Source organism: Xanthomonas euvesicatoria pv. euvesicatoria (assembly GCF_020880415.1).
Lineage (GTDB): Bacteria > Pseudomonadota > Gammaproteobacteria > Xanthomonadales > Xanthomonadaceae > Xanthomonas > Xanthomonas euvesicatoria.
This window is the reverse complement of the sequence record NZ_JAJIUJ010000038.1, coordinates 127,785-153,242: the sequence shown is the minus strand read 5'-3', so window position 1 is coordinate 153,242 and position 25,458 is coordinate 127,785. Positions and strand designations below refer to the sequence as shown.

27 protein-coding genes and 1 pseudogene are annotated in these 25,458 nt (G+C 65.2%); 13 read left to right on the top strand and 15 right to left on the bottom strand.

Going from position 1 to position 25,458, the window contains the following annotated elements:
* Positions 1-85: 85 nt before the first annotated feature.
* Positions 86-652: a DUF2939 domain-containing protein gene (locus LN450_RS06670; protein ID WP_039417642.1), complete on the top strand. Its 567-nt coding sequence runs from the start codon at positions 86-88 to the stop codon at positions 650-652.
* Between the two features lie 81 nt (positions 653-733).
* Here LN450_RS06670 and LN450_RS06665 read toward each other — a convergent pair whose 3' ends face one another.
* From LN450_RS06665 to LN450_RS06630, 8 genes and pseudogenes are all read right to left on the bottom strand, one after another.
* Complete coding sequence (locus tag LN450_RS06665; RefSeq protein WP_011347008.1) at positions 734-1,699, bottom strand: 5'-nucleotidase; 966 nt, start codon at positions 1,697-1,699, stop codon at positions 734-736.
* A 167-nt stretch (positions 1,700-1,866) separates the two neighbouring features.
* Positions 1,867-2,643, bottom strand: coding sequence for an NAD kinase (locus LN450_RS06660; protein ID WP_011347007.1), 777 nt, complete (start codon positions 2,641-2,643; stop codon positions 1,867-1,869).
* A 220-nt stretch (positions 2,644-2,863) separates the two neighbouring features.
* Positions 2,864-4,999: a bifunctional 23S rRNA (guanine(2069)-N(7))-methyltransferase RlmK/23S rRNA (guanine(2445)-N(2))-methyltransferase RlmL gene (rlmKL, locus tag LN450_RS06655; RefSeq protein WP_011347006.1), complete on the bottom strand. Its 2,136-nt coding sequence runs from the start codon at positions 4,997-4,999 to the stop codon at positions 2,864-2,866.
* Positions 4,996-5,187: a hypothetical protein gene (locus LN450_RS06650; protein WP_039417636.1), complete on the bottom strand. Its 192-nt coding sequence runs from the start codon at positions 5,185-5,187 to the stop codon at positions 4,996-4,998. The genes rlmKL and LN450_RS06650 overlap by 4 nt, the downstream gene beginning before the upstream one ends.
* Positions 5,166-5,679, bottom strand: a pseudogene (locus LN450_RS06645) (ATP-binding cassette domain-containing protein); the annotation flags it as partial. The pseudogene LN450_RS06645 and the gene LN450_RS06650, both read right to left, overlap by 22 nt.
* Positions 5,680-5,976: 297 nt before the next feature.
* Entirely contained in the window at positions 5,977-6,483 is a 507-nt protein-coding gene (locus tag LN450_RS06640; protein WP_008576330.1) for a GNAT family N-acetyltransferase, read from the bottom strand.
* Positions 6,484-6,523: 40 nt separating this feature from the next.
* Complete coding sequence (locus tag LN450_RS06635; RefSeq protein ID WP_011347004.1) at positions 6,524-7,051, bottom strand: alpha/beta hydrolase; 528 nt, start codon at positions 7,049-7,051, stop codon at positions 6,524-6,526.
* Positions 7,048-7,539, bottom strand: coding sequence for an MOSC domain-containing protein (locus LN450_RS06630; protein WP_008576334.1), 492 nt, complete (start codon positions 7,537-7,539; stop codon positions 7,048-7,050). Before LN450_RS06630 ends, LN450_RS06635 begins: the two co-directional genes overlap by 4 nt.
* Positions 7,540-7,562: 23 nt before the next feature.
* Here LN450_RS06630 and LN450_RS06625 point away from each other — a divergent pair, with 23 nt between their 5' ends.
* Positions 7,563-8,138 carry an N-acetylmuramoyl-L-alanine amidase gene (locus LN450_RS06625; RefSeq protein ID WP_011347003.1) on the top strand — a complete coding sequence of 192 codons (576 nt, stop codon included), beginning with the start codon at positions 7,563-7,565 and terminating at the stop codon, positions 8,136-8,138.
* 218 nt (positions 8,139-8,356) lie between these two features.
* Here the strand turns inward: LN450_RS06625 and LN450_RS06620 are convergent, their stop codons facing one another.
* The 4 genes from LN450_RS06620 to LN450_RS06605 form a co-directional block, all read right to left on the bottom strand.
* A complete protein-coding gene (locus tag LN450_RS06620) occupies positions 8,357-9,310 on the bottom strand; it encodes a DUF1684 domain-containing protein (protein ID WP_011347002.1) in 954 nt (317 codons plus the stop codon).
* Positions 9,311-9,398: 88 nt separating this feature from the next.
* On the bottom strand, positions 9,399-10,271 hold the full coding sequence (locus LN450_RS06615; RefSeq protein WP_011347001.1) for a sulfurtransferase: 873 nt from the start codon (positions 10,269-10,271) through the stop codon (positions 9,399-9,401).
* Complete coding sequence (locus LN450_RS06610; RefSeq protein WP_011347000.1) at positions 10,268-11,071, bottom strand: CoA pyrophosphatase; 804 nt, start codon at positions 11,069-11,071, stop codon at positions 10,268-10,270. Before LN450_RS06610 ends, LN450_RS06615 begins: the two co-directional genes overlap by 4 nt.
* Before the next feature lie 112 nt (positions 11,072-11,183).
* Positions 11,184-11,882 (bottom strand): FKBP-type peptidyl-prolyl cis-trans isomerase N-terminal domain-containing protein, encoded by a 699-nt coding sequence (locus LN450_RS06605; protein WP_004429231.1) that lies wholly within the window; start codon positions 11,880-11,882, stop codon positions 11,184-11,186.
* Between the two features lie 163 nt (positions 11,883-12,045).
* Here LN450_RS06605 and LN450_RS06600 point away from each other — a divergent pair, with 163 nt between their 5' ends.
* Genes LN450_RS06600 through nth form a run of 3 tightly spaced genes read left to right on the top strand, consistent with a single transcriptional unit; the run spans position 12,046 to position 13,923 of the window.
* On the top strand, positions 12,046-12,828 hold the full coding sequence (locus tag LN450_RS06600) for an enoyl-CoA hydratase-related protein (RefSeq protein ID WP_011346999.1): 783 nt from the start codon (positions 12,046-12,048) through the stop codon (positions 12,826-12,828).
* A 7-nt stretch (positions 12,829-12,835) separates the two neighbouring features.
* Entirely contained in the window at positions 12,836-13,216 is a 381-nt protein-coding gene (locus LN450_RS06595; protein ID WP_011346998.1) for a hypothetical protein, read from the top strand.
* A complete protein-coding gene (gene nth, locus LN450_RS06590; RefSeq protein ID WP_011346997.1) occupies positions 13,213-13,923 on the top strand; it encodes an endonuclease III in 711 nt (236 codons plus the stop codon). The genes LN450_RS06595 and nth overlap by 4 nt, the downstream gene beginning before the upstream one ends.
* 199 nt (positions 13,924-14,122) lie before the next feature.
* Here the strand turns inward: nth and LN450_RS06585 are convergent, their stop codons facing one another.
* From LN450_RS06585 to LN450_RS06575, 3 genes are all read right to left on the bottom strand, one after another.
* The gene (locus LN450_RS06585) at positions 14,123-15,691 is read right to left on the bottom strand and encodes a SulP family inorganic anion transporter (protein ID WP_008572157.1); all 1,569 of its coding nucleotides are present in this window, start codon (positions 15,689-15,691) and stop codon (positions 14,123-14,125) included.
* A gap of 11 nt (positions 15,692-15,702) precedes the next feature.
* Positions 15,703-16,383, bottom strand: a complete 681-nt coding sequence (locus tag LN450_RS06580) for a carbonic anhydrase (RefSeq protein ID WP_011346996.1) — start codon at positions 16,381-16,383, stop codon at positions 15,703-15,705.
* A gap of 114 nt (positions 16,384-16,497) precedes the next feature.
* The gene (locus LN450_RS06575) at positions 16,498-16,818 is read right to left on the bottom strand and encodes a hypothetical protein (RefSeq protein WP_014089829.1); all 321 of its coding nucleotides are present in this window, start codon (positions 16,816-16,818) and stop codon (positions 16,498-16,500) included.
* A gap of 337 nt (positions 16,819-17,155) precedes the next feature.
* On the opposite strand from LN450_RS06575, the gene LN450_RS06570 reads away from it, so the two are divergent.
* The 8 genes from LN450_RS06570 (at position 17,156) to LN450_RS06535 (ending at position 25,222) form a co-directional block, all read left to right on the top strand.
* Positions 17,156-18,406 carry an OprO/OprP family phosphate-selective porin gene (locus LN450_RS06570; protein ID WP_008572160.1) on the top strand — a complete coding sequence of 417 codons (1,251 nt, stop codon included), beginning with the start codon at positions 17,156-17,158 and terminating at the stop codon, positions 18,404-18,406.
* 190 nt (positions 18,407-18,596) lie between these two features.
* Positions 18,597-19,616: a phosphate ABC transporter substrate-binding protein PstS gene (gene pstS, locus LN450_RS06565; RefSeq protein WP_008572161.1), complete on the top strand. Its 1,020-nt coding sequence runs from the start codon at positions 18,597-18,599 to the stop codon at positions 19,614-19,616.
* Between the two features lie 348 nt (positions 19,617-19,964).
* Positions 19,965-21,056: a phosphate ABC transporter substrate-binding protein PstS gene (pstS, locus tag LN450_RS06560; RefSeq protein WP_008572162.1), complete on the top strand. Its 1,092-nt coding sequence runs from the start codon at positions 19,965-19,967 to the stop codon at positions 21,054-21,056.
* A gap of 112 nt (positions 21,057-21,168) precedes the next feature.
* A complete protein-coding gene (gene pstC / locus LN450_RS06555) occupies positions 21,169-22,143 on the top strand; it encodes a phosphate ABC transporter permease subunit PstC (protein ID WP_003487154.1) in 975 nt (324 codons plus the stop codon).
* Positions 22,143-23,012 carry a phosphate ABC transporter permease PstA gene (pstA, locus tag LN450_RS06550; protein ID WP_008572164.1) on the top strand — a complete coding sequence of 290 codons (870 nt, stop codon included), beginning with the start codon at positions 22,143-22,145 and terminating at the stop codon, positions 23,010-23,012. The genes pstC and pstA overlap by 1 nt, the downstream gene beginning before the upstream one ends.
* Before the next feature lie 22 nt (positions 23,013-23,034).
* Complete coding sequence (gene pstB, locus LN450_RS06545; RefSeq protein WP_011346995.1) at positions 23,035-23,865, top strand: phosphate ABC transporter ATP-binding protein PstB; 831 nt, start codon at positions 23,035-23,037, stop codon at positions 23,863-23,865.
* A gap of 128 nt (positions 23,866-23,993) precedes the next feature.
* Positions 23,994-24,704 carry a phosphate signaling complex protein PhoU gene (gene phoU, locus LN450_RS06540; protein WP_008572166.1) on the top strand — a complete coding sequence of 237 codons (711 nt, stop codon included), beginning with the start codon at positions 23,994-23,996 and terminating at the stop codon, positions 24,702-24,704.
* A gap of 110 nt (positions 24,705-24,814) precedes the next feature.
* Positions 24,815-25,222, top strand: coding sequence for an RcnB family protein (locus LN450_RS06535; RefSeq protein WP_011346994.1), 408 nt, complete (start codon positions 24,815-24,817; stop codon positions 25,220-25,222).
* Positions 25,223-25,458: the final 236 nt, after the last annotated feature.

The following is a 25,458-nucleotide window of genomic DNA, read 5'->3' as shown; positions in this document are numbered from 1 at the left end:
TCCTGCGCGCACCGCAGCGACGTTACGCAGCCCTCGCCTACCTGGCGACCACGCTCCCGGCTTCAACAGCACCGGAATGCACACGATGAGGAAGCGCTGGCTGCTGCTGCCGGTGCTGGCCGTCGTGCTGCTGGCCGGGTACGTCGTTGCCGGACCATATCTTGCTATCCGCGGCATCAGCCAGGCTGTGGCCAACCGCGATGCCGGACAGCTGGAGCGACACGTGGATTTCCCGACTCTGCGCGTCAACCTCAAGGCGCAGCTGGACGATTACCTGGTGCGCCAGGCCGGGAGCAGCCTGCAATCGAGCTTGCTCGGCGGGTTCGCCTTGCAGCTCGCCAGCGGCATCGGCAGCGCGGGCGTGGATACTCTGGTCACGCCGCTTGGGATTGGCGCGCTGTTGCAAGGCCACAGCGTCTGGAATCGGGTCACCGGCGACACCGTCAGCGCCGACACCTACGCCGCGCCAGCGCCCGCACGGCCGCTGCGAGGCGCCGAACAACGCTTCGAGTCCACTCGCCGCTTCACCGCAACTACGCATACCGCCACTGGCGCGCCGGTGGTGTTCGTGTTGACGCGGCAAGGCCTGCGATGGCGGCTGACCGATATCCGCCTGCCGTTGGCTGACGCGCAAGCGGGACAGGGACGCTAAGCGTCCCTTCGCGACAACACTTTGGTGCGTCAGCCAGCGCAGACGCCGCGCAGCCCGTCCTGTCGTGCGCGGGTGTGTGGCTCAGGCAAACGGCGGATCATTGGCCACGCCGTGCGGCACATGTCCGGCGGCCACGTGCTGATGCTGGCGCGCACTGTCGATGTTGTGCTGCGAATCGTCGAAGAAGATATCCGCACCAAACGCCTGAAGAAACGGGCCCTTGTGACGCCCGCCCAGGAACAGCGCCTCGTCCAGACGCACGCCCCACTCGCGCAAGGTGCGGATCACCCGCTCATGGGCCGGCGCCGAGCGCGCAGTGACCAGCGCCGTGCGGATCGGCGAGGCCTGGCCGGGCGGAAACGCCGCCTGCAAGGTGTGCAGGGCCGCCAGAAAATTACGGAACGGCCCCACCGACAACGGCTCGCGTGCACGCTCGCGCTCGTGACGCCCGAAGGCTTCCACGCCCTGCTCGCGCGAGATGCGTTCGCTCTCGTCGCCGAAGATCACCGCATCGCCATCGAAGGCGATCCGCAGCTGCGTCGACAAACGGCTTTCGTCGTTGTCCACGATTGCCGCCGCGGCCTCGGCGCGTTCGCCCAGTGCGCGCGGCATGATGGTCGCCGCCGCGATGCCATGGCTCAGCGCGCGCCGTACCGATTCCGGATTGGCCGAGAGAAACAGGTCGGTCCCGAACGGCTTGACGTACGGCCAGGTCGGCTCGCCCGAGGTGAAGGTGGCACGCACGATGCCCAGGTTGTAATGCTGGATCGAGTTGAAGATGCGCAGGCCGGTATCGGCGGAATTGCGTGACAGCAGGATGACCTCCACCCGCGGCGCGTCCTCGGGCACATCGTGATTGAGCGCCAGCAGCTTGCGCACCACCGGGAACGCAACGCCAGGTTGCAGGACGTCGTCCTCATGCTCGCGCTGGAATGCCGAATACGCCTCCACTCCGTCGGCCTCGAACAGCGCATGGCCTTCTTCGAGATCGAACAGGGCGCGCGAGGTCACCGCGACGGTCAATAACCTTGGGGAGTTGTCGGGCATTGGGGAGGCCGGGATTGGGGATTAGGGAGTGGTTTAAAGCAGGACTGGAGGTCGGGATTTGATCGCCCATCCGCGCAGCATCGTAGCGCGTGCGCGCGATTCTAAAGACGACGTGGCACGCTGCTGCCGTTGCCAATCCCGAATCTCGAATCCCAAATCCCCGCTCCTCAAACCGCAAACTGCTCGCTGAAGATGCGCTCTTCCAGATTGTGTTCGGGATCGAACAACAACGTGACCTGGCGTTGCGTGGATTCGCGGATGGTCACTTCGACCACGTCGCGGATTTCGTGCGAGTCGGCGGTGACGCTGACCGGGCGCTTGTACGGGTCGAGCACGCGGAAGCGCACTTCGGTATCTGCCTTGAGGATGGCGCCGCGCCAGCGCCGCGGACGATACGGCGCGATCGGCGTCAGCGCCAGCGTATGCGAGCCCAGCGGCAGGATCGGCCCGTGCGCCGAATAGTTGTACGCCGTGCTGCCGGCCGGCGTAGCCACCATCACGCCATCGCCGATCAGCTCGGCAATGCGGGTCTGGCCGTTGAGATCCACGCTCAGATGCGCGGCCTGCCGGGTCTGCCGCAGCAGCGAGACCTCGTTGTAGGCCAGCGAGCCGGCACTGGCACCGGATTCGGTCTGCACCTGCATTTCCAGCGGCCGCAGATACGCTGGCTCGGCGCGCTGCAGGCGCTCGAGCAGGTCGTCTTCGTTGTCGCGGTACTGGTTCATCAAAAAGCCGACCGAGCCCAGCTTCATGCCGAACACCGGCTTGTCGGCGGCGCCATGCCGGTGCAGCGTCTGCAACATGAACCCGTCGCCGCCCAGCGCACAGACGATGTCGGCGCTGTCCAGGGCATGGTCGCCATAGCGCTGCGTAAGGCGTGCGCGCGCGGCCACCGCCGGCTCGGCGGGGCTGGCAAGAAAAGCGATGCGAGGTGGTGCGGTCATCGTTGACTCCAGAGCATGCGAATCAGCATACCGCAGCCCTGTGCTGGGCTTGTTGTGGGCGCATTGCGATCATGCCCACGCCTTCTGCGCGTGCACGGCAGCGGTCGCGTCGTGGCAAGCACGCGCTCCCGCGCCTGCGACGCATGGCACCTTGGCAACCGCGTCTGCTGGCGTCTACGCGAGCCGAGCCGGCGCGCCATCGGACGCAACCGGCGCGAGCTCAGGCCGTCAACCGCCAGGCGCGATGAATGCGCGCATGCCGCTCGAAATCCGGGTCGATGGTGCGCGGGCTGATTTCTTCGCACTGCGCGAACTCCGCCACCCCTTCCTCGTCCAGCTTGAAGCGACGGAAGTTGTTGGAGAAATACAACACGCCCCCCAGCGCCAACCGCGCCACGGCCGCGCGCAAAAGACGCACATGCTCGCGCTGGATATCGAAATCTTCCGCACGCGCAGAGTTGGAGAAGGTCGGTGGGTCGCAGAAGATCACATCGAAGTGCGCACGCTCGGCTTCCAGCCAGGCCAGCGCATCGGCCTGCATCAGTTTGTGCTTGCTGCCGGCCAGCCCGTTCAACGCAAGATTCTCGGCGCACCACTGCAGGTAGGTTGCCGACAGATCCACGCTGGTGGTGGACGCCGCACCGGCCACCGCCGCTTCCACGCTGGCCACGCCGGTGTAGCAGAACAGGTTGAGGAACCGCCGGCCCTTGCTCTGCTGCGCCATGGTGCCGCGCAGCGGGCGATGGTCCAGGAACAACCCGGTATCCAGATAATCGAACAGGTTCACGCGCAGCAACGCGCCGTGTTCGCGCACGTGGACGATTTCGTTGCGCTGTTCGAAACGGCCGTACTTGCTGCCGCCCTTGCCGCGCTCGCGCGACTTCAGCGCCACGCGCTCGGCCGGCACCTCGAAGACCTCGCGTGCGGCGGCCAGCAATTCGTTGAGACGACGGCGCACATCGGCCTCGGGAATCGTCGCTGGCGCTGCGTATTCCTGCACATGCAGGAAGATGCGCCGGTCGCCGTCGGCTTGCTGGTACACGTCGATGGCGGCGGAATATTCCGGCAGGTCGGCGTCGTAGGCGCGGAAACATTCGATGCCTTCGCGCGCGCGCCACTTCTTGAATTTCTGCAGATTCTTGCGCAGCCGGTTGGCCACCATCTGCGCGCCCTCGCTGAGCGCGGTCGGCGCTGCCAGCGGGGTGCGTCGCGGCACTGCGATCGGGTCGCAGACGATCAACGCGCATTCGATCGCACCGTTGAACAGCTGGTATTTCTTGCCCGCGCGCAGGCCGGTGGCATACGCCAGCTCGGCATTGCCGCACAGCAGGCTGGCACGCCACTGGGGCACGACGCGCTGCAAGGTATCGCCCAGACGGCGATACAGCGCCGCATCGGCGGCCAGGCGCTCGTCGTACGGCGGATTGCACACCACCACGCCGGTGGCCTGCGGCGGCGTCTGCAACTCACCGACTTCGCGCACGCCGAACCAGATCGCCTCGGCCACGCCGGCCACCTGCGCATTCTCTTTCGCGGCGCGGATGGCGTGCGGGTCCATGTCGCTGCCATGGATCACCTGTTTGAGCGCAGCACGGCCGACGCTGTCGCGTTCGCGCGCCTCGCTCACCAGCTGCTGCCAGCTCTCGCGGTCGAAGCCGCGCCAACGGCTGGGCACATCGCTGCCGTAGCGCTGCAGACCGGGCGCGACATCGGCGGCCATCAGCGCGCCTTCGATCAGCAGCGTGCCGCTGCCGCACATCGGGTCGAGCAAGCCGCCGCCATCGGCATAGGCGCGCGGCCAGCCGCCGCGCATCAGCACCGCTGCGGCCAGATTTTCCTTCAACGGCGCCTCGTTCTGCGCCATGCGCCAGCCGCGTCGATGCAGCGGGCCGCCGCCCAGGTCCACCGAAATGGTGGCGCGGCCCTTGCGCAGCGACAGGTTCAGGCGCAGGTCGGGGTTTTCCACGTCCACCGACGGGCGCTCCAGGCCCTGCCGGCGCATGGTGTCCACCACCGCGTCCTTGATGCGCTGCGCCGCATAGCGTGCGTGGGTGATGGCGGTCCCGGACACATGTGCGTCCACCGACAGCGTATGCCCCACAGACAGATGCGCGTCCCAGGGCAGTTCGGCCACGCCGGCGTACAGCGCGTCTTCGTCCGGGCAATCGAATTCGGTCAGCGGCCACAGCACGCGGCTGGCCAGGCGCGACCACAGCACGGCGCGCTGCGCATCGCGCAGTTCGCCTTCGACGTTGACGCCGGAAATAGTGGCGGTGGCCTTGCTGGCACCGAGCGCAAGCAGCTCGTCGGCAAGCAGGTATTCCAGGCCCTTGGCGCAGGATGCGAAGAATTTCACGTAGGCAGGTATCGATAAAGACGCTGGCCGCGGCGGCGAGCGTGAAAGCAGGACAGCGGGCCGGCGCCTGGGTAGGCAAGGCCGCGGCCGCGGTGGACGGGCCGCAAATGGTCGGCCATCGCGGCCGGCATTACCAGCCCGGCGCCCGGATCGCCCGCCGCACGGTTCACCACGGCGCCAGCCGCCATTGCGCCTGTGCCGTGTCCAGGCGCTGCTGCAGGCCCAACCACTGTAGGAAGGCGGCATCGTGCGAGGCGACGACCAGCGCCCCCTGATGGCCGCGCAGCAGCGCCTCGATCGCTTCCACCGAGGCCAGATCCAGGTGGTGGGTGGGCTCGTCCAGCAACAGCAGTTGCGCCGGCTGCGCCCGGTACAGCGCGCAGGCCAGTGCCGGCTTGAGCCGCTGGCCGCCGCTGAGGCGGCTGCAGGGCAGGTCGGCACGCGCCCGGTCCAGCCCCAGCAGCGCCAGGCGCAGCCGCTGTGCGTGGGCCGGCGCAGCTGGATCCGCGTCCTGCAACTGCGCAACGACCAAGCGCCGGGTCCAGCAGCGCCAGGTGCTGATCCAGATAGGCGGTCGGCGCATGCACCTGGCAATGCCCGGCGCTGGGCTGGAGGCGCCCGGCCAGCAACTGCAGCAATGTGGACTTGCCGCTGCCGTTCGGGCCGACCAGGCCATTGCGCCCGACCAAGCCGGTCGCGCGTTGGTCGATATGGATGTTCAGATCGGAAAACAGCGCGCTGCCATCGGGCAGCGCATACGCCACGCTTTCCAGCGTCAGCGACGGACAGGTCATCCGGGTCTCCATTGCATGCCAGCACACGTGCCGATCCAACCGAACCAACAGCGGTAGGCCGTCATCACGACGGCGGCATCAATGGCGCATCGGACCAATCCTCAACAGGTGAAGTGCAGCCAGTCCAACCCGCCGCACTGGCAGCGACACCGGCGCAACAGGCCGGGCCAATGCAGCCGGCGCTCAACCCAGCCCGAACGCCGGGTGGTAAGCCACATCGGCCAGCGGCAGCAGCCGGTCGCCGAACGCCAGGGCTTGCAATTCCGATGCAGGCACCTCGGGCAACGCCAGGCCAGGTTCGACCGCAAAGCCCAAGCGCCGGAAAAACGCCGGCTCGCCCAGCGCCAGGCAGCCTGCGGCGCCGCGCTCGCGCAACGTGGCAAGCGCGGCCTGCACCAGCCGCGTCCCCAGCCCTTGCCGTTGATGGCCGGGCCCCACGGCCAGCGGGCCAAGCGCGAACCAGCCGGGCGAATCGTCCGACAGCGCCACCGGCGAGACGGCCAGATGCCCGACCACGTAGCCGTCGTGGTCGGCGACCAGCGACAACACGAGTGCGCCGTCCTGACGCAATCCTGCAATCACCTGGTGCTCGTCATGCCGGCTGTGTTCGGCGCGCATGAAGGCCACCATGGTCAGCAGTTCGATGGCAGCGGCGTCGCCTTCGGTGGCTTCGCGGATCAACACGTTCATCGGTGGCACCGCGCGCAGCCATGGCTGGCAACCGTCCGCATCACAGGCCCTGCAACAACGCTGCGAACGCGCGCGCCGAGGCGTCGACGTGCGAGGCCAGACGATGGTCATCGTCGACCAGCAGCAGGCGCGCATGCCGGGCCTGCGCCCAGGCAATCACGTCGGCAGCCGGAATCAACGCGTCGCGCCAGGCATGCACGATCGAGATCGGCACCGATGCGGCGTCCAGCGCCGGCATCGGGCCCATCTTGGTCGGCGGCACCATCAGAAACAGGCCGCGCGTGGGCACCTGCAACGACACCATCCCGGCGATATACGAGCCCAGGCTGGAGCCGGCCAGCACCACCGGCCCCTTCTCGGCCGCCGCCCGCGCAATTTCCAGCAGGCGTTGCAGCCGGCCTGGCACGTCGCCCAGCGTACTCACCTCGCGGCGTGCATCCAGGTCGGTGAAATCCGGGCGCTCATGGGTCCAGCCCAACTGCTCGGCCACGTTGGCCAGCGCGGTCACCTTCAAGGCGTCCGGGCCGCTTTCGAAGCCGTGCGAGAGGATGCAATGGCCGCGACTCATAGCGCCTGCACCGTATCGCCGATGCGCAGCACGCCGCCGCGCAGCACGCGTGCGCACAGCCCACCGTGGCCGCGCATGGCGTTATAGCCGCCCGCACCCAGGGCATCTTCCATGCGCGAACATGGGTCGCACGGGTCGGTGCCTTCCAATTCGATTTCGCCGATTCGGAATCGCCGCCCTTTCAGCGCGATCAACGCAATTCCGGACACCACCAGGTTGCGCCGCAGCGTCGCCGGCGCGATGGTGGCGTGTCCTGACAGCGCCGCGATCACCGGCAAATGCTCGGCCTGGATCAGGGTCACGCCGCGCTTGCCGCTGCCACCTTTGTAGCGGTCTCCCACAAGACCCATACCGGTGCTCACCTGCGCCGCGTCCACTTCCTGCATCGCCACCTCACGCGCCGGGCGCACGCCGATCCAGGTCACCTGACCGGTCTGTGGCAGCGTCGCCATCAATTTGCCCAGAGGGCTGTCGGGATTCAAAGCCATCGGGCAATGCTAGCATCCGCTCCATGTCCGATGCCGTCTTGCCGTCGCCGCCAATCACCTATGCGCCGTTATCCTACGAATCGCGGTTGGCCAGGCGCGCGCTCACCCAGATCGACATGGTGGTCATCCATTGCACCGAATTGCCGGACATGGCGATGGCGCGCGAATACGGCGAACGCGTGCTTTATGACAGCGGCACCGGCAACAGCGGGCATTACTACCTCGATCGCAACGGCAGCATCCAGCAATACGTCGCCCTGGAGCGCGTTGCGCATCATGTGCGCGGGCACAACCCGCATACGCTGGGCATCGAACTGGTCAACCGCGGCCGTTATCCGCACTGGCTGGATTCGCGGTATCAGCAGATGACCGAACCCTATCCCGAAGCGCAGATCGCCGCGCTGATCACCTTGTTGCAATGGCTGCAGCAGCAGCTGCCCTCGGTGCGGCGCATCGCCGGCCATCAGGCGCTGGATACCACCCAGGAAGCCGCCAACGACGACCCGGCCCGTAAAATCCGGCGCAAGCTCGACCCCGGCCCGCTGTTCCCGTGGCCGCGCATCGAAGCGGCGGTGAGCTGGTCGCACACGCCGCGTTAGGCGGCGCTTTCTTGCCACTGCCGGTGGGCGAGTCACTGCGTTACGTCGGTCATGCCCGGTCGCGCCCGACAGCGCCGAGAAGCGATCCAACCTGCGTGCCAGCCGCGCCGTCGAAAGACAGCGTCGCCCGGAGAACACGCACGTGACCGCTCCCGGATGCTGTGATGAGCCATCGAAAACACCTCTTGACTCGCACACCGTCCACCGTTGCAGCACACTCAACGTTCGGTCCCACGGTAAGTCTTCTCGCCGGCATTCACTGCCACGTCCAACCGGTTTTCAGGCGGCGCGATGGGGCAGACCACATGGGGCGTCAGTGCGCATGGCGGGTTTTCGGCCAGATTGAAATCCAGAACCACCTGACCATCGCGGGGCGAGGTGGCAAACAGATACCGCGCGCCGCCATAACTCTCCTTGCCGCTGGTGCGGTCGGCGAACAGGAAGAACAGGCCCTGGCCATCTTCCTGCAGCAGCGGCCGCAAGCGGTATTCGTGGCCGTTGCGCGAGAACACGGCTTCTCCCGGCACCTCCACGGTGAGCGGCGTGCCGATCGAGGTCAGCAAGGTGGTCGTGCGCGGCGTTGGATAGGGTTGCCACTGCGCCTGGATGCGCCACTGCGGATCGGTCGGGAAATATTCCAGCCCGTCGAACTGCGTCAGCGCCGGCGCTGCCGGGTCGCGGAAGCGCCAGCCGTACAAGGCGCCTGTCTGCACCAGGTAGAACTGTCGGCCACCCACGTCCAGCCGGTCGCCGCGCTGCCCTGCCCGCTCTGGTTGCAGGCGCACGTCGCCGATGCGCTGCCCGTTGAGCGTCACCGCGGCGGAGACATCTGCGCGAAAGCGTATGTGTCCTGCAGCATCCAGCGTCAGTTGCCCCAGCTGCGCAGGGCCGGCAGGCAGGACGATATCGCTGTGCGGGTCGCTGCCCACACGGTACTGGCCGGCGCGCACGCGCCCCGAACCGGTATAGCTCAGCCACCCATCGGGCGCCCGCAGCTGCCTCAGCCGCTCCGCACGCGCGCGTTCCAGCGCGACTTCGTACACATCATGCGGCGCCGCATTGCGATGAGCGACCGCAGGCGTATCGCTGACATCGGCGGACGACTCCGCCGAACAGGCAGCCAGCGTCCACACCGCGACGCACAGCGCGCCAATCCGTAACTGCAACCGCATGGCTCACCCAGCACTGCAAGAAACTGCGCTCCGCGCAGCGAACCTGCGTCCCCACAGGTCACCGTTCCTGCCGCCATTGTGCCTGCAATCAGGCGCCGGTCGCGACCGGGCGCGAGGCATCTTGCAGCCAACCGCTCCAGGAACTGGCGTAGACGCGCGCACCGGACAACCCGGCCACTTCCAATGCCAGCAACAGATGGCAGGCCGTCACGCCCGATCCGCACATCACCACCGCCTGCTCGGGCCGGTACGCACCCAGCAACGCGGACAACTCGGCGCGCAGTTCGGCAGCTGGTTTGAAGCGACCATCACGCAGGCTCAGCCCAAGCGGGCGACTCACTGCACCGGGCACGTGCCCGGCCACCGGGTCGATCGGCTCGACTTCGCCACGGAAACGCTCGCCCGCCCGCGCGTCCAGCAACCAGCCCGGCGCCTGTTGCAGGCGCTGCGCGATCTGCTCGGCATCCACCACCGCCGTGGCGTCAAAGTGGCCCGGATACGCGGTGCCGCTGCGCAAGGCAGGCGACTCGGTGCTTTCCGCAAAACCGGCCGCACGCCACGCGGCCAAGCCACCGTCCAGCACCGCCACCCGGCGATGGCCCATCAGCCGCAACATCCACCACGCGCGCGCGGCCGCCATGCTGCCATCGCCTGCGTCGTAGACAACGACCTGGCTCTGCGGATCGATGCCCCATTCGCCGAGGCGTCTTGCAAAGGCCTCGCTATGCGGCAACGGATGCCGCCCCTGCGCCGGCCGTGACAGATCTGCAAGGTCGTGGTCCAGATCGGCATAGTGCGCGCCGGGCAGATGCCCCTGCGCGTACGCCTTGCGCGCTGCGTGCGGGTCTGGCGCAGTCGGTGGCGCGGCACGCGCATCCAGCAGACGCAGCTGTGGATGCTGCAACGCGGCCGAAAGCGTGGCGGCATCGACCAGCGTGGTCCAGTTCGGATCTGCACTCATGCAACCTGCTCCAGGCGACGACGAAGATTGAGAAGAATGGCGGCGGTGGCGCCCCAGATACGGTGGGCAGGCCAGTCGTATTCGAGCACGCGTCGCGGGCGTCCGCGGAACTCCAGTTCCACACTGCGCAGATTGTCCGGGTCCATCAGATAGGCCAGCGGCACTTCGAAGACGTCCGCTACTTCATCCGGCTGCGGCACCGCCACGAACGCCGGGTCGATGACCGCCACCACCGGCGTCACCCGAAATCCGCTCACCGTCACAAACGGATCCAGGTACCCCAAGGCATGCACGTGCTGCGCCCCCAGCGCGATTTCTTCGCAACTCTCGCGCAGCGCTGCAGCAGCGGCATCGGCATCGGACGGCTCCATCCGCCCGCCGGGGAAGCTGACCTGCCCGGCATGATGGCGCAGGCTGTCCGTGCGCCGGGTCAGCAACACCGTCGTGCCCTGTTCGCGCGGCACCAGCCCGCACAGCACCGCCGCTTCGGCAGACGGGTCGCCGTCGGTCAGGTCGATCAGCTCGGCATGGTTCCAACCCGGCCCGGCCGGCGCGGTATCCAGCGGATACAGCGCCCGCCTCAACTGCGCGTATTCGGGCAGCCGCGCCGTCAGCGCGCGTGCGGGCAGCATCGTGTGCAGATAGTCCTGGCGTTCGGCGTCGCTCATGCTCATCCAGCGTGCAATTTCATCCAGGCTGCGCAAACAGCCGACGCAGTGCGACTGCGCGTCCAGCGAACATACACCGATACACGGACTGGGCAGAGGGCCGGCCTCGGATCCGACATCGTTGCCACTCATCGCTGGGTCCTGCGGCCGCTGCATCGTTGCATCGTTCTCTTCAGACAATCGCTGGACCAAAACGACAACGCCGGCCTGGTGGCCGGCGTTGTCGCAACAACATCACGTGCAATTACTTGACGCTGACCAACTTGATCTCGAACTGCACAGCCACGTTCGGCGGGAACGGGGTACGCGGGTCGGCACCGTAGGCCTTTTCCGGCGGCAGGGTCACTTCCCACTTCGAGCCGGCCGGCATCTGCAGCAGCGTGTCGCGCATGGCCTGCATTTCGACTTCGCTGACCTTGATGGCCGGGATCTGCTGCGCCGGACGTGCCTTCTCGCGGTCGCCGAACGGGAACGGACCGGCCACTTCCAGCTGCACGGTGCTGGCCTGGGTCGGCTTGGCGCCCTTGCCGGCTTCGATCACGCGGTACTGCACGCCGCTCGGCAGCGTCTGCACGCCGGCGGTGCTCTTGTTCTTGGCCAGGAACGCATCGCTCTTGGTCTTGTTGGCTGCAGCGGCCTTGTCGTACTCGGCCTTGGCCTGCTGGGCACGGCCCTGCTCGCGCTTCTGGAACGCCTCAACGGCCGGCTTCAACTGGTCGGCAGTGATGGCCGGCTGCTTCTTGGCATAGGCGTCCTGCAGACCCTTTACCACCGAGTTGATGTCGAGCTGCTCGCCGCGGCCGGTGAGCTCGGCAAGGTTGTTGCCATAGTCGTAGCCGAAGTAATAGCTCAACTTGCCCTTCTCGGACGTCGTGTCCTGGGCCAGTGCATTGCCCGTCAGGGCCAGGGCCGCCACAGCGACCGCGATAGAACGCAACTTCATCAAACAATTCTCCAGGGTGGTGGCACAGGACGGGTCTGCCGCCTGAGATGACGCGCTAGGATAGCGGCCGCGATACCGAACCGCTACTTATCGCGAAAGCTAGGACCAGCAAGGGTTTTGGAAGTTCCGTGTTTACTATTTTTTTACGTTCGCAAGGGTTCACATGTCCAATCACGTCATTCTGATCGCCGACCACGCCAGCGTCCGGACGATTACGGTCAATCGGCCGGACAAACTGAACGCACTGAACCGGCAGACCATGCAGGCCCTGGATCAGGCGTTCCAAGACGCAGCCAATGCGGACGACATACGCGCCGTGATTCTCACCGGCGCCGGCCCCAAGGCCTTCGTGGCGGGTGCCGATATCGCGGAAATGAGTGACCTGTCGGCAATCCAGGGGCGCGAGTTCTCGTTGCTGGGCCAGCAACTGATGCGCCGGATCGAGCGCATGCCCAAGCCGGTGATCGCGATGATCAATGGCTTTGCGCTGGGCGGCGGCCTGGAGCTGGCAATGGCGTGTCACCTGCGCATCGCCGCAGCAACAGCGCGCCTGGGGCAACCGGAAATCAATCTCGGCCTGATTCCCGGCTTTGGCGGCACGCAGCGCCTGCTGCGCCTCACCGGCCGCGCCGCAGCGCTGGAACTGAGCCTGCTCGGCCTGCCGATCGACGCGGCCCGCGCACTGCAATTGGGCCTGGTCAATCGCGTGGTCGAAGCGGATGCCCTGCACGAAGAAACGCTGGCGCTTGCGCAACGCCTGGCAACTGCAGCGCCGCTGGCACTGCGCGGCATTCTGGATGCGGTGGTGTTCGGCGGCGAATGCGCCATCGAGGAAGGCCTGCAGCTGGAAACCGCGCAATTTGCGTTGTTGTTCGCCACTGACGACATGCGCGAAGGCACTCGCGCATTCCTCGACAAACGCCCTGCCCAGTTCCACAACCGCTGATATCGCCATGACGCTCGAGCTCATTCCGGCATCGCGTCCGTTGGCGCTGCGGTTGTTCGATTGTGTGCAGGCCGACGACCTGGATCGTGCGCTGGCACTCGGCTTGATGGCCTATCTGCCCGACCCGCAGCACGATACGCTGGACGCCGACTGCCCGCAGGTCTGCGCCACGTTGCTCAGCGCGCAACGCCGTCTACAAGACGCCTGGGCCGCGCGCGAACGCTACCGCGCGCGCTCGGCGCGCCTGCAACGGCGCGCCACCGAACGCGATGCGCGCAGGGCGCCCGCCCCGGCACCCAGCCAACCGGCAACGCCCGCACTGCCGCCGCTGGCCGCTGCCATCCTGGCGCGCGCGAAGGCGAAAGCCGCTGGCGGAGCGCAGCCATGAACACACCCCAGGCAATGGTACCGGCGCGTCGTGGCAGCAGCATGCGCAAGCCCGAGATACAGGAGATGTTCGAGCGCCTGCGCGAACTCAATCCGCACCCCACCACCGAGCTGGAATACACCACCCCATTCGAGTTATTGATCGCGGTGCTGCTGTCGGCGCAAGCCACCGATGTCGGCGTCAACAAGGCGACCCGCAAGCTCTATCCGGTGGCCAACACCCCGCGCGACATTCTCGATCTCGGCGAAGAAGGCCTGAAGCGGTACATCTCCACCATCGGCTTGTTCAACGCCAAGGCCAAGAACGTCATCGCCACCTGCCGCATCCTGCTGGAGCGCTATGGCGGCGACGTGCCGCATGATCGCGCCGCGCTGGAAGCGCTGCCCGGCGTGGGCCGCAAGACCGCAAATGTGGTGCTCAACACCGCCTTCGGCGAACCCGCCATGGCCGTGGACACGCATATCTTTCGCGTTTCCAACCGCACCGGCCTTGCACCAGGCAAGGACGTGCGCGCGGTCGAAGACAAGTTGGTCAAGGTGATCCCGGCCGAGTTTCTACACGATGCACATCACTGGCTGATCCTGCACGGACGCTACGTCTGCAAGGCACGCAAGCCGGATTGCCCGGGCTGCGTGATCCACGATCTATGCCGCTACCGCGACAAGACGCCACCGGCGCCTGAGCGGCAAGCAAAAACCAAGAGTTGAGACAGCAGTGGCGCCGGAGCAACGGCGCAACCGCGCGCCCTCGTCACACGCAGCAAACCGCAAGGCTGCAAGCTTTTACGAATCTCGAATCCCCACTCCGCCCAAAAAAATCGTGACCGGATGATGCGTCTTTCGGCGCCATGCATCACCCGATCACGATGGGGGTCACCCGGCGCGAACGCCGGGCGTTTACAACACTTTACGCAGCTTTCGCCTGCTCGACGCGCTGTTCCACCAGCACGCCATCCACTGTGGGCTGGCCTTCGACACGTCGATCCAGCTCCTTCCAGTCCACCACCAGTTCGCAGCCGCGTGAGGCCGCATTGCGGCTCCAGTCGCGCAACAACTCGATGCAGGCATGATCGACGTGGTGCAGCTTGGCCACATCCAGATGCAGCGCAGTGTTCGGCGGCACGCTTTCCAGCGTACGTGCCATGGCCGGCACCTTCAGGAAGGTGGCCGAACCCTGGAGGGTCAGATGCATTTCGTCCTTCTTGTCGGCGTGCTCACGCACCTCGACCTTCAGACGCGACGAATGCAGTGCCAGACGGAACAGCGACAGACCGAAGCCGATCAGCACGCCGGTCAGCAGGTCGGTGGCCACGATCGCGAAGGTGGTCGCCAGGTAGATCGCGGCCGTTCCGCGGCCATAGGTCGCCAGCTCCTTGACCTGCCCGATCTTGATCATCTTCACGCCGGTATAGACCAGGATGCCGGCCAGACAGGCCACCGGCGTCATCCGCAGCAGCCACGGCAACAGCATGGCGAACACCAGCAGCCAGCTGCCGTGCAGGATGGTCGATGCACGCGTTGCCGCACCGGCCTGCACGTTGGCCGCGCTGCGCACGATCACCCCGGTCATCGGCAATGCACCCAGGAAGCCGCAGAGCATATTGCCCACGCCCTGCGCCGCCAGCTCACGGTCGTACTGCGTCCGCGCCCCCTGATGCATGCGGTCCACCGCCGCCGCCGACAGCAAGGTCTCGGCGCTGGCGATGAAGGCGAAGGTCACTGCCGAGACCAGCAAGGTGTGGTTGAACACGCCAAAGATGTCGGAAATGCTGGGGATGCTGATCGCAGAGAACAGATTGGTCGGGACATCGACCTTGTTGACGTTCAAGCCCTGCAACTGCACGGTCGCGGTGACAACCACCACCGCGATCAATGCACCCGGCAGAAACCGCAGGCGCTGCGGGCGCAGCTTGTCCCAGGCCAGGATGATACCGATCGTCGCCAGACCCACGAACAGCGCATTACGGCCGGTCCCCTCGCTGATGGCCTGCCACAACACGCCAGGCAATGCAGCGAAGTTTTCCAGACCGCGGGCCTTGGGCGCGGCATCCATCAAGACGTGCGCCTGCGAGGCCACGATAAGGATGCCGATGCCCGACAACATGCCGGCCACCACGGCCGGCGATGTCATCCGGAACCAGACGCCTGCGCGGCACAGACCGGCAATCAGCTGAATTGCGCCGGCCACCAAGATCACCGGCCCGAGCGCAACAGCGCCGTGCTCCCGCACCAGTTCGAACACCAACACAGCCAGGCCGGCGGCCGGCCCGCTCACCTGCAGCGGAGAACCCGCCAGAAAGCCGACGACCAGACCACCCACGATGCCGGTGATCAGGCCCGCGGCGGGCGGCATGCCGGATGCGATCGCGATACCCATGCACAGCGGCAGCGCGACAAGGAAGACCACCACGGACGCCAATAAATCACGCCCAAACAGTCCCTGGCGGAAATATCCGCCGATACCTGATGTGTTCATGGCAGGCTCCGTCAGGCGAGTTCAGCGCGCACGACTTGTTGCAGTCGCGGGCGTGGAGTGGCTTCGGGGGTGCTTTCGGCCAGCAGTGGCCGGAAGCCACCCTTCTCGGCATCGAAGGCGCGGATCTCCCCGTGCGCGATATCGTAGATCCAGCCGTGGATGCGCAACGTGCCCGCCGCCAGGCGCGCTGCCACCACCGGCTGCGTGCGCAGGTGGTCCAACTGCGAGACCACGTTCTCTTCGGTCATGCAGCTCAGCGCTTCATGGCTCTGCGGATCGTGCCCGTGATGCGCGGTGACATGGCGCGCCGCATCGGTGTGCTTGAGCCACGCTGCCACGGAGGGCACGTCTTCCAGCGACTCCGGCTTGAGCACTGCCTTCATCGCGCCGCAGTCGGTGTGCCCGCAGATCACGATGTGGCGCACGCCCAGCACTGCGATGGCGTATTCGATCGCTGCCACCACGCCACTAACATGTTGCGAGTACGGCGGCACCACATTGCCGATATTGCGATAGACGAACAATTCGCCCGGCTGTGCGGAGAAGATCAGCTCCGGCATGACGCGCGAGTCTGCGCAGGTGATGAACAGCGTATGCGGGCTCTGGCCGCCTGCCAGTTCCTGAAAGCGCGCACTCTGACGCGGATAGACTTCCTTACGGAAATGGCGAAAACCTTCTAGCAAACTTTCCATGGGAGATTCCTCTAGGCAACGAATAGCCATCCGCGGCGCAAACCGCGAATTGCAAGACAAACAAATCAATTGGGAATCCGGCGCGGAATGCACCGGGTGCAGCGACAGCGGGGATCAGCCAAGCAGTGCGTTTGGAGGACGCAGCTGTGGGATCAGGTCGCGTTTTTGATTTGCCGGCGCGTGATGCGCGTGCCAAGAGGGGGAATACCGCGCCAGCATCGGCCATGCTTGGGAAAGCAAGGGGATATCGTCTGCAGGCTGTGTGTCGACTTGGCTCTGTGTATCGCCGTCGTCCTGCGGATCTTCTGCTGCATCGCGTTCTTCGCCAGCATCCACCATTACCGCCAGGCCGTCGCCCACGAACGCATGATGCATGCGCGCGTGCGCATTGGCTGCCGACCACGCGGAAAGCGCGAGCAGGCAGACCAACAGCATTTGGAGGAATCGAGGAAACATGGCCTCGAAGCTAACAATTTTGACGCCGCGTATGCAAGTGGTGCGCCGCACAAACTGACGCATGTGTTCAGGCTGACATAGCGCCAGTTCAGCCCGTCAGCGGCACAGCTGGGAAATTCAAGGCGTTGAGGTTGGCACCGAGTACTGTCATAAAACAGCGCGGTTCAGTTTTTTGACACACACTGACATAGTTTAAACAAACGTAAACTCTTGTCTTTATTGGCAAAAATCACGTATTACGTTTTTGTTGTTTTGTCACATTAACGCAACCTTCACACCCTAGCCTGCGCCCACTTTCTCAGGTCGCAAGGCATCTATGAAACTCGCTCCCACCCTGCTTGGTTCCGCGCTGCTGCTGGCACTGGCCGCCCCTGCAGCACACGCCGAGATCGCCATCGATGTGATCGGTGGTTCGGAAATCTCGCTGGAAGGCCTGGTCCAGGCCGACGGCAACTGGTTCCACAACGATGTGCAGGACCTCAATGGCCCGATCGGTGCCAATGGCGACAATTCCGAATTCAGCATCCGGCGCGCCGAGCTGGTCCTCAAGGGCAAGGGCCCGGGCAACTTCGAATGGGTCGCCGGCTATGACCCGAGCGTGCTGAAGGAGGTCACCATCCGTGGCACCACCATTCGCAGCACTGGCCGCTTCCTGGATAACAACATCAAGTACAAGTTCGGCGGCAACGCGAACAATTACCTGCAGATCGGCCAGTTCAAGCAGCCCAACAGCCTGGAAGAACTGTCCAGCACCAAGAACAACGACTTCGTCTCCAAGGCGTCGGTGACCAACACCTATGGCATCTCGCGCCGGTTGGGCGTGGCCTATGGCATGGGCGACAACAATTGGAGCGTGACCGCCAGTGCATTCGGCCGCGAGCTGACCCGTAACCAGGCGCACGGCAACGGCTATGGCGCGCGCGGCACCTGGGCGCCGATCAACGAGACTGGCAACGTGCTGCACTTCGGCCTGAGCTACCTGGCCTACGACACCGACGACGACACCTTGCGCCTGCGCGCACGCCCCGACGCCGACCTGACCACCGTTCGCCTGATCGACAGCGGCGCCATCACCAATGTGGACAACGTTGGCGTGGCCGGTGCCGAGGCGATGTGGATCACCGGGCCGTTCAAGCTGCAGAGCGAGTACTTCCAGGAAAACGCCAACCGCATCGGTGCCAATGCGCACGACTATAAGAGCGACGGCTGGTACGTGAGCGGCGTCTGGAACCTCACCGGCGAAACCTGGGGCTACAAGGCTGGCGTGCCGACCACCCCGCTGCCCAACGAGCCGGCATCGGGCATGTGGCAGCTGGCGGTGCGCTACGACACCCTGGACCTCAACGATGGCCACCTGGTCGCCAACGGCAACACACCGTTCGTCGATGGCGTGCTGGGCGGCAAGATGAACATCTGGACGGTCGGCGCCAATTGGTACTGGCGCTCGAACTTCAAGTTCGCCCTCGACTACGCCAAGGTCGACAGCACCCGCTACAACAGCACCACCCGCGGCCTGGTCGACGATAACCCGTCGATCATCGAAGCACGCGCGCAGTTCTACTGGTAAGTGCGTCGCTGCCGCGTGCGATCGGTCGAGCGCACGCGGTGGCAGCGCCGCCACTTCCTGCCGGCCTGAACATCCGACGGCGCAATGCCGTCATCGCCCTGTCATTTCCCAGACACCGCATGGTCATGCCATTGCCCTGCAATGGCACCACGGCGGGACGTCCTCATCCCTTCGCTACAGGAGCTGTTCCGTGATCCACTCCTTCAAGACCCGTCTGGCCGTCGGCGTACTCGCCGCCTCGCTGGCACTGTGTGCCCAGGCTGCCGATGTCACCGGTGCCGGTGCGTCGTTCATCTACCCGGTGATGTCCAAGTGGTCGGCCGACTACAACGCCGCCACCAAGAAGCAGGTCAACTACCAATCGATCGGTTCGGGCGGCGGTATTGCCCAAATCAAGGCGGCCAGCGTGGACTTCGGCTCGTCCGATGCCCCGCTCAAGCCGGAAGAATTGGCCGCTGCCGGCCTGGCGCAGTTTCCCTCGGTGATCGGCGGCGTGGTGCCGGTGGTCAACGTTCCGGGCGTCGCCGCCGGTACGCTCAAGCTGGACGGCAAGACCCTGGGCGACATCTTCCTGGGCAAGGTCAGCACCTGGAACGACCCGGCCATCGCTGCGCTCAACCCGGGCATGAAACTGCCGGAAGGCAAGATCACCGTGGTGCACCGCTCCGACGGTTCGGGCACCAGCTTCAACTTCACCAACTACCTGTCCAAGGTCAACCCGGACTGGAAGAGCAAGGTTGGCGAAGGGACTGCCGTGCAGTGGCCGACCGGCATCGGCGGCAAGGGCAACGAGGGCGTGGCCGCCTACGTGAAGCAGATCAAGGGCGGCATCGGCTATGTCGAGTTGTCGTACGCGCTGCAGAACAAGATGGCCTACACCGCAATGAAGAACGCGGCCGGCAAGTTCGTGCAACCGTCGGACGAAACCTTCGCCGCCGCGGCCAACAGTGCCGACTGGGGCACGGCCAAGGACTTCTATCTGGTGATGACCAACGCCGCTGGCGATAACGCCTGGCCGATCACGGCGACCAATTTCATTCTGGTGCAGAAAAAGCCGAAGAACCCGGCTGGCCTGAAGAACACCCTGGACTTCTTCCGCTGGGTCTACACCAAGGGCGATGCGCAGGCCAAGCAGTTGGACTACGTGCCGCTGCCGGACACGCTGGTCACCCAGATCGAGGCGTATTGGGCCAAGAATCTGCCGCACTAAGGACAGCGCAGCCTGTGCTGTAGCGCCAAGGTGGGCAAGCCATGCTCTGAAACGGCATGGGCGGTTGTCTGGTCCATGCCGGCGACCTGCAGGGCCGCCTGAAATGGCAACTAGGTGCCCCGCACCGAGGCTCGGCAGCCAGCACGAAAACGCGTAAAGGAACGACGCCGTCTCTCTCCCCGGCGTCGGCCCCGGGACGCGGATCCCGGAGGGTGCCACTCCCTCCGCGGTCCGCGTCCTTTTTTTGTGATGCGTTGGCCAGAAGGCACTGTCATGCAGGTGTAACAAAAACATCATTTCATAGTGTGGTCTGCCGGAGACACCGGCCAATCCAGCCTCGGAGCTTCCATGAAATTGCAGTCGGCCAGCCTGACCGCCCTGTCCCTCACCATCGCCCTCGCCCTGGCCGCGTGCTCGCCCGGCAAGGACGCGCAGTCCGCAGACGCCGCAAAGGGCGCGCCGACCGCAGGCGCCACCGCCAGCGACAGCAAGGGCGCTGAAATTTCCGGCGCCGGTGCGTCCTTCATCTATCCGCTGGTGTCCAAGTGGTCGGCCGACTACAACGCCGCCACCGGCAACAAGGTCAACTACCAGTCGATCGGCTCCGGCGGCGGCATTGCGCAGATCAAGGCCGGCACCGTGGATTTCGGCTCGACCGACAAACCGCTGGACAGCACGGAACTGCAACAGGCTGGCCTGGGCCAGTTCCCGTCCGCCATCGGCGGCGTGGTGCCGGTGGTGAATCTGGAAGGCATCGCGCCGGGCAAGCTGCGCCTGACCGGCGCCCTGCTGGGCGATATCTTCCTGGGCAAGGTCACCATGTGGAACGATGCGGCCATTGTGGCGGCCAACCCGGGCGTGACCCTGCCGGCCACCAAGATCAACCTGGTGCATCGCTCGGATGGTTCGGGCACCACCTTCAACTTCTCCAACTACCTGTCCAAGGTCAGCCCGGAGTGGAAGAGCAAGGTCGGCGAAGGCACCTCGGTGCAGTGGCCGGGCGGCGTGGGTGGCAAGGGCAACGAAGGCGTTGCCTCGTATGTGCAGCAGATCAAGGGCTCGATCGGTTACGTCGAGCTGGCCTACGCCCTGCAGAACAAGATGCCGTACACCTCGCTGCAGAACGCGGCCGGCCAGTGGGTCGAGCCGAACGCGGAAAGCTTTGCCGCCGCCGCTGCCAGCGCCGACTGGGCCAACGCCCGTGACTTCAACCTGGTGATCACCAATGCGCCGGGCGAGAAGGCGTGGCCGATCACCGCGACCAACTTCATGTTGATGCACAAGCAATCCAAGGACGCCGCGCGCAGCAAGGCGACGCTGGACTTCTTCAAGTGGGCGCTGGAAAACGGCCAGGCCCAGGCCAGCGAATTGCACTACGTGCCGCTGCCGCCGGAGCTGGTGAAGCAGATCGAAGCCTATTGGGGCAGCGAGTTCAAGTAATGCCCTGCACCCGCCCATGCGGCGGGCTGCGCTGCGGCGAGGTACCTGAAGGTGCCTCGCCGTTCCTGCTGTCTCACGCTCCCGCCATTGCGCGGGTGACGAGTCCAATCGAATGAATGCCACCGCCATTCCCGAAGCGATGACCGCGCCACGCGGCCGCGACCTGCGCGACGCACGTGCCGATCGCCTGTTCAAGCTTGCGCTGGCCGCTACGGTCGTTTTCGTCCTGTTGGCGCTCGGCAGCGCGGCACTGTCGATGCTGTGGGGCGGACGCCATGCCTTGCAGATGCAGGGCCTGAGTTTCTTCTACTCAGCCGACTGGAATCCGGTCGAAAACAAATACGGTGCGCTGGCACCGATCTACGGCACCCTGGTCACCGCGGTGATCGCGATGCTGATTGCGGTGCCGGTGAGTTTCGGTATCGCGTTCTTTCTGACCGAAGTGGCACCACGCTGGCTGCGTGGCCCGGTGGGCACTGCCATCGAACTGCTGGCCGGCATCCCCTCGATCATCTACGGCATGTGGGGCCTGTTCGTGCTGGTGCCGGTGATGACCGAACATGTCACGCCATGGCTGAACGATCATCTCGGCACGCTGCCGCTGATCGGCCCATTGTTCCAGGGCCCGCCGTTGGGCATCGGCCTGCTGACCGCCGGCTTCGTGCTGGCGATCATGGTGATTCCCTTCATCTCTTCGGTCATGCGCGAAGTGTTTTTGACCGTGCCCACGCGCTTGAAGGAATCGGCATACGCACTGGGCTCGACCAAGTGGGAAGTGAGCTGGGACATCGTGCTGCCCTACACCCGCTCGGCGGTGATCGGCGGCGTGTTCCTGGGTTTGGGGCGTGCGCTGGGCGAAACCATGGCAGTGGCGTTCGTGGTCGGTAACACGGTGCGCCTGTCGCCGTCGCTGCTGGAGCCTGGCACCACCATCGCGGCGTTGATCGCCAACGATTTCGGCGAAGCCACTGAAACCTACCGGTCGGCATTGCTGCTGCTGGGCTTCGTGTTGTTCATCGTGACCTTCATCGTGCTGGCCATCGCACGCTTCATGCTGATGCAGCTGTCGCGTCGGGAGGGCAACTGATGTCCGCCGCTTCGGTGTCGCAATCGCTGTACAACCGCCGCCGGGTCGTCAACGCCATTGCGTTGCTGCTCTCCTGCGTCACTGCGTTGTTTGGTTTGTTCTTCCTGGCCTGGATCCTGTGGACGCTGGTGTCCAAGGGCGTGCCGGGCATCGACCTCAACCTGTTTACCAAGATGACGCCGCCGCCGATGCAGGAAGGCGGCCTGCTCAATGCCTTCTTCGGCAGTGCGGTGATGTGCGGGCTGGCGCTGGCCATCGGCACGCCGCTGGGCATCGCCGCAGGCACCTGGCTCGCGGAGTACGGCAATGCGCGCAAGGCCGGCGTGGTGGTGCGCTTCGTCAACGACATCCTGTTGTCGGCGCCCTCGATCGTGCTGGGCCTGTTCGTCTACACCTTGTACGTGATGCAGACCGGTGGGCGCTTTTCGGCATTCGCCGGCGCACTGTCGCTGGCCTTCATCGTGCTGCCGGTAGTGGTGCGTACCACCGACGAAATGCTGCGATTGGTGCCGGCGCAGATGCGTGAAGCCGCATTGTCGTTGGGCATTCCGCAGTGGAAAGTCACCGTGCAGGTGCTGTACCGCAGCGCCTCGGCAGGCATCGTCACCGGCGTGCTGCTGGCACTGGCGCGCATCAGCGGCGAAACCGCACCGCTGCTGTTCACCGCATTCGGCAACCAGTACTGGAACAGCAACATCTTCCAGCCGATGGCCAGCGTGCCGGTGATCATGAATCAATTCGCCGGCAGCCCGTACGACACCTGGCAAACGCTGGCCTGGGCCGGCGCGCTGGTACTGACCGTGTTCGTGTTGCTGGTGAGCCTGGGTGCGCGTGCCCTGCTCTTGCGCAACAAGATTTCCAATGACTGACCTTTCCCTCCGGACACCCGACATGAACGATCTCCAAAACGCCAAGCCGATGCATCGCATCGCTGTTCCGGCCGCCACGGGGGCGCCGACGGCGCAGGAGCCGGTGAAGGTGGCCGCACGCAATCTGGATTTCTATTACGACAAGTACCACGCGCTCAAGAGCATCAACATCGAGATTCCCGAAAAGCGCGTCACCGCGTTGATCGGTCCCTCCGGCTGCGGCAAGTCGACCTTGCTGCGCATCTTCAACCGCATCTATGCGCTGTATCCGAAGATGGAAGCGCGCGGCGAGGTGTTGCTGGACAACGAAAACATCCTGTCGCCGAAGTACCCGATGAACCGCCTGCGCAGCAAGGTGGGCATGGTGTTCCAGAAGCCGGTGCCGTTTCCGATGACCATCTTCGAAAACGTGGCCTACGGCATCCGCCACCACGAAAAGCTGTCCAAGGCCGACATGCAGAACCGCGTCGAGCAGGCCTTGCGCCAGGGCGCGCTGTGGGACGAGGTGAAGGACAAGCTGGGGCAGAGCGCACTGGGGCTTTCCGGTGGCCAGCAGCAGCGCCTGTGCATCGCACGTGCGGTGGCGCTGCGCCCGGATGTGTTGTTGCTGGACGAACCGACGTCCGCGCTGGACCCGATTTCCACCAGCCGCATCGAACAGTTGGTGGAAGAGCTCAAGCGGGACTACACCATCGTGATCGTCACCCACAACATGCAGCAGGCCGCGCGCGTGTCCGACTATACCGCCTTCATGTACCTGGGCGACCTGATCGAGCATGACCGCACCGAAACCATTTTTTCGCAGCCATCCAAGCAACAGACCGAGGACTACATCACCGGCCGCTTCGGTTGATGTAAGGCGCGCCAGCGCAACGCCGCATTGACGCAGTTCCGCCGCACCGCCCGGCACGACATTTGCATCATGTGCCATGTCGCCAAGGTTACGGCGGACATCCACCACTGCCACGAATCGAGACCACGATGAACCAGCACCTCAACGACCATATCGTCAAAAGCTACGACGAGGAGCAGCACCGTCTTGTCGCCGAGATCGTGCGCATGGGCGAGACGGCGGTGGCGCAGCTGGAAGCCGCACTGGATGTGGTGGAGCGTCGCGATGACAACGCCGCGCACCGCATCGTGGTCAACGACGAGGCGATCGACGCACTGGAGCATGCGATCAGCCACGACGTGATGCGGCTTGCATTGCGCGGCCCGATGGCGCGCGATCTGCGTGAAATTCTTGCAGGCCTGCGGATTCCGGCCGATATCGAACGTATCGGCGATTACGCGGCCAACGTGGCCAAGCGCTCGATCGCGCTCAATTCCGCACCGCCGCTGCCGCAGACCGTGGGCCTGCGCGCGCTTGGCCAGATGGCGGCCGATGCCGTGCGCGAAGCCGTACAGGCGTATCGCAACAAAGATGCCGATGCGGCGATCCGTGTCCGCGACGAAGATGCACGCCTGGATGCGCAGTACACCGCGTTGTTCCGCGAGCTGCTCACCTACATGATGGAAGACCCGCGCAATATCACTCCGTGTACGCATCTGCTGTTCATGGCAAAGAATCTGGAACGCATTGGCGACCACGCCACCAACATCGCCGAGAACGTGTGGTTCCTGGTGCATGGCGAGCAGCCCTTGCCTCCGCGGGTGAAGCGCGACGACACCAGCAGCACCGGCGTCATCTAGACCGCGGCAGCGTTGCCGTGAGGCGCCGCAAGGCCTTCTCATTACGTATTCAGCTTGAAACTTCTACGGTGCAGCTGCACAGGCATTTCCTGTGACCCAGGAGTCCGCTGATGAAACGTTTCGTTGGATCCTTCATGGCCTTGACGCTGCTGACCTCTGGCGCAGCGTTTGCAGCACCGCAGCAGCACGAGCTGGATCACGACCGTGACCGCAATGCGCAGCGTCACGACGACCATGGTCCTGACCGCCATGACGATCACCGCGACGACAGGCATGACGACAGGCGCGACGATCGCCGCAACGCGCATCACGAGGATCATCGCAACGAGCGCCGCGGCCCGCCGTATCGCCGCGGCGAGCGGCTGGCACCGGACCATCGTGGTAGCCGCGTTGCCGACTACCACAAGCACCATCTCAAGCCGCCGCCGCGCGGGCACGAATGGCGTCGCGTGGATAACACCTACGTGCTGATCGCAGTGGCCACCGGGCTGATTACCAGCGTCGTCGCGGGTCGCTAAGGGCTCGCTCACCGTGTCGTTAGGGAGGCCCGGTCCGTGGCAACGCGGATCGGGCCTTTTCATTTCGGTGTATGGCGACTGTCGCTGTGTGGTCTGCAGTCGCCCGGTTCGGGGAAGACGCGCGTAGACGGTGGGCCGGCAATGCACGCCGACGCCACTCGAGTGGCCGTGCACCGAATCGTCGCGGCGTCGCTGCCGCCGGTGTGAGCGTGCCAGCCTGCAGCCGGGGCAGAGCA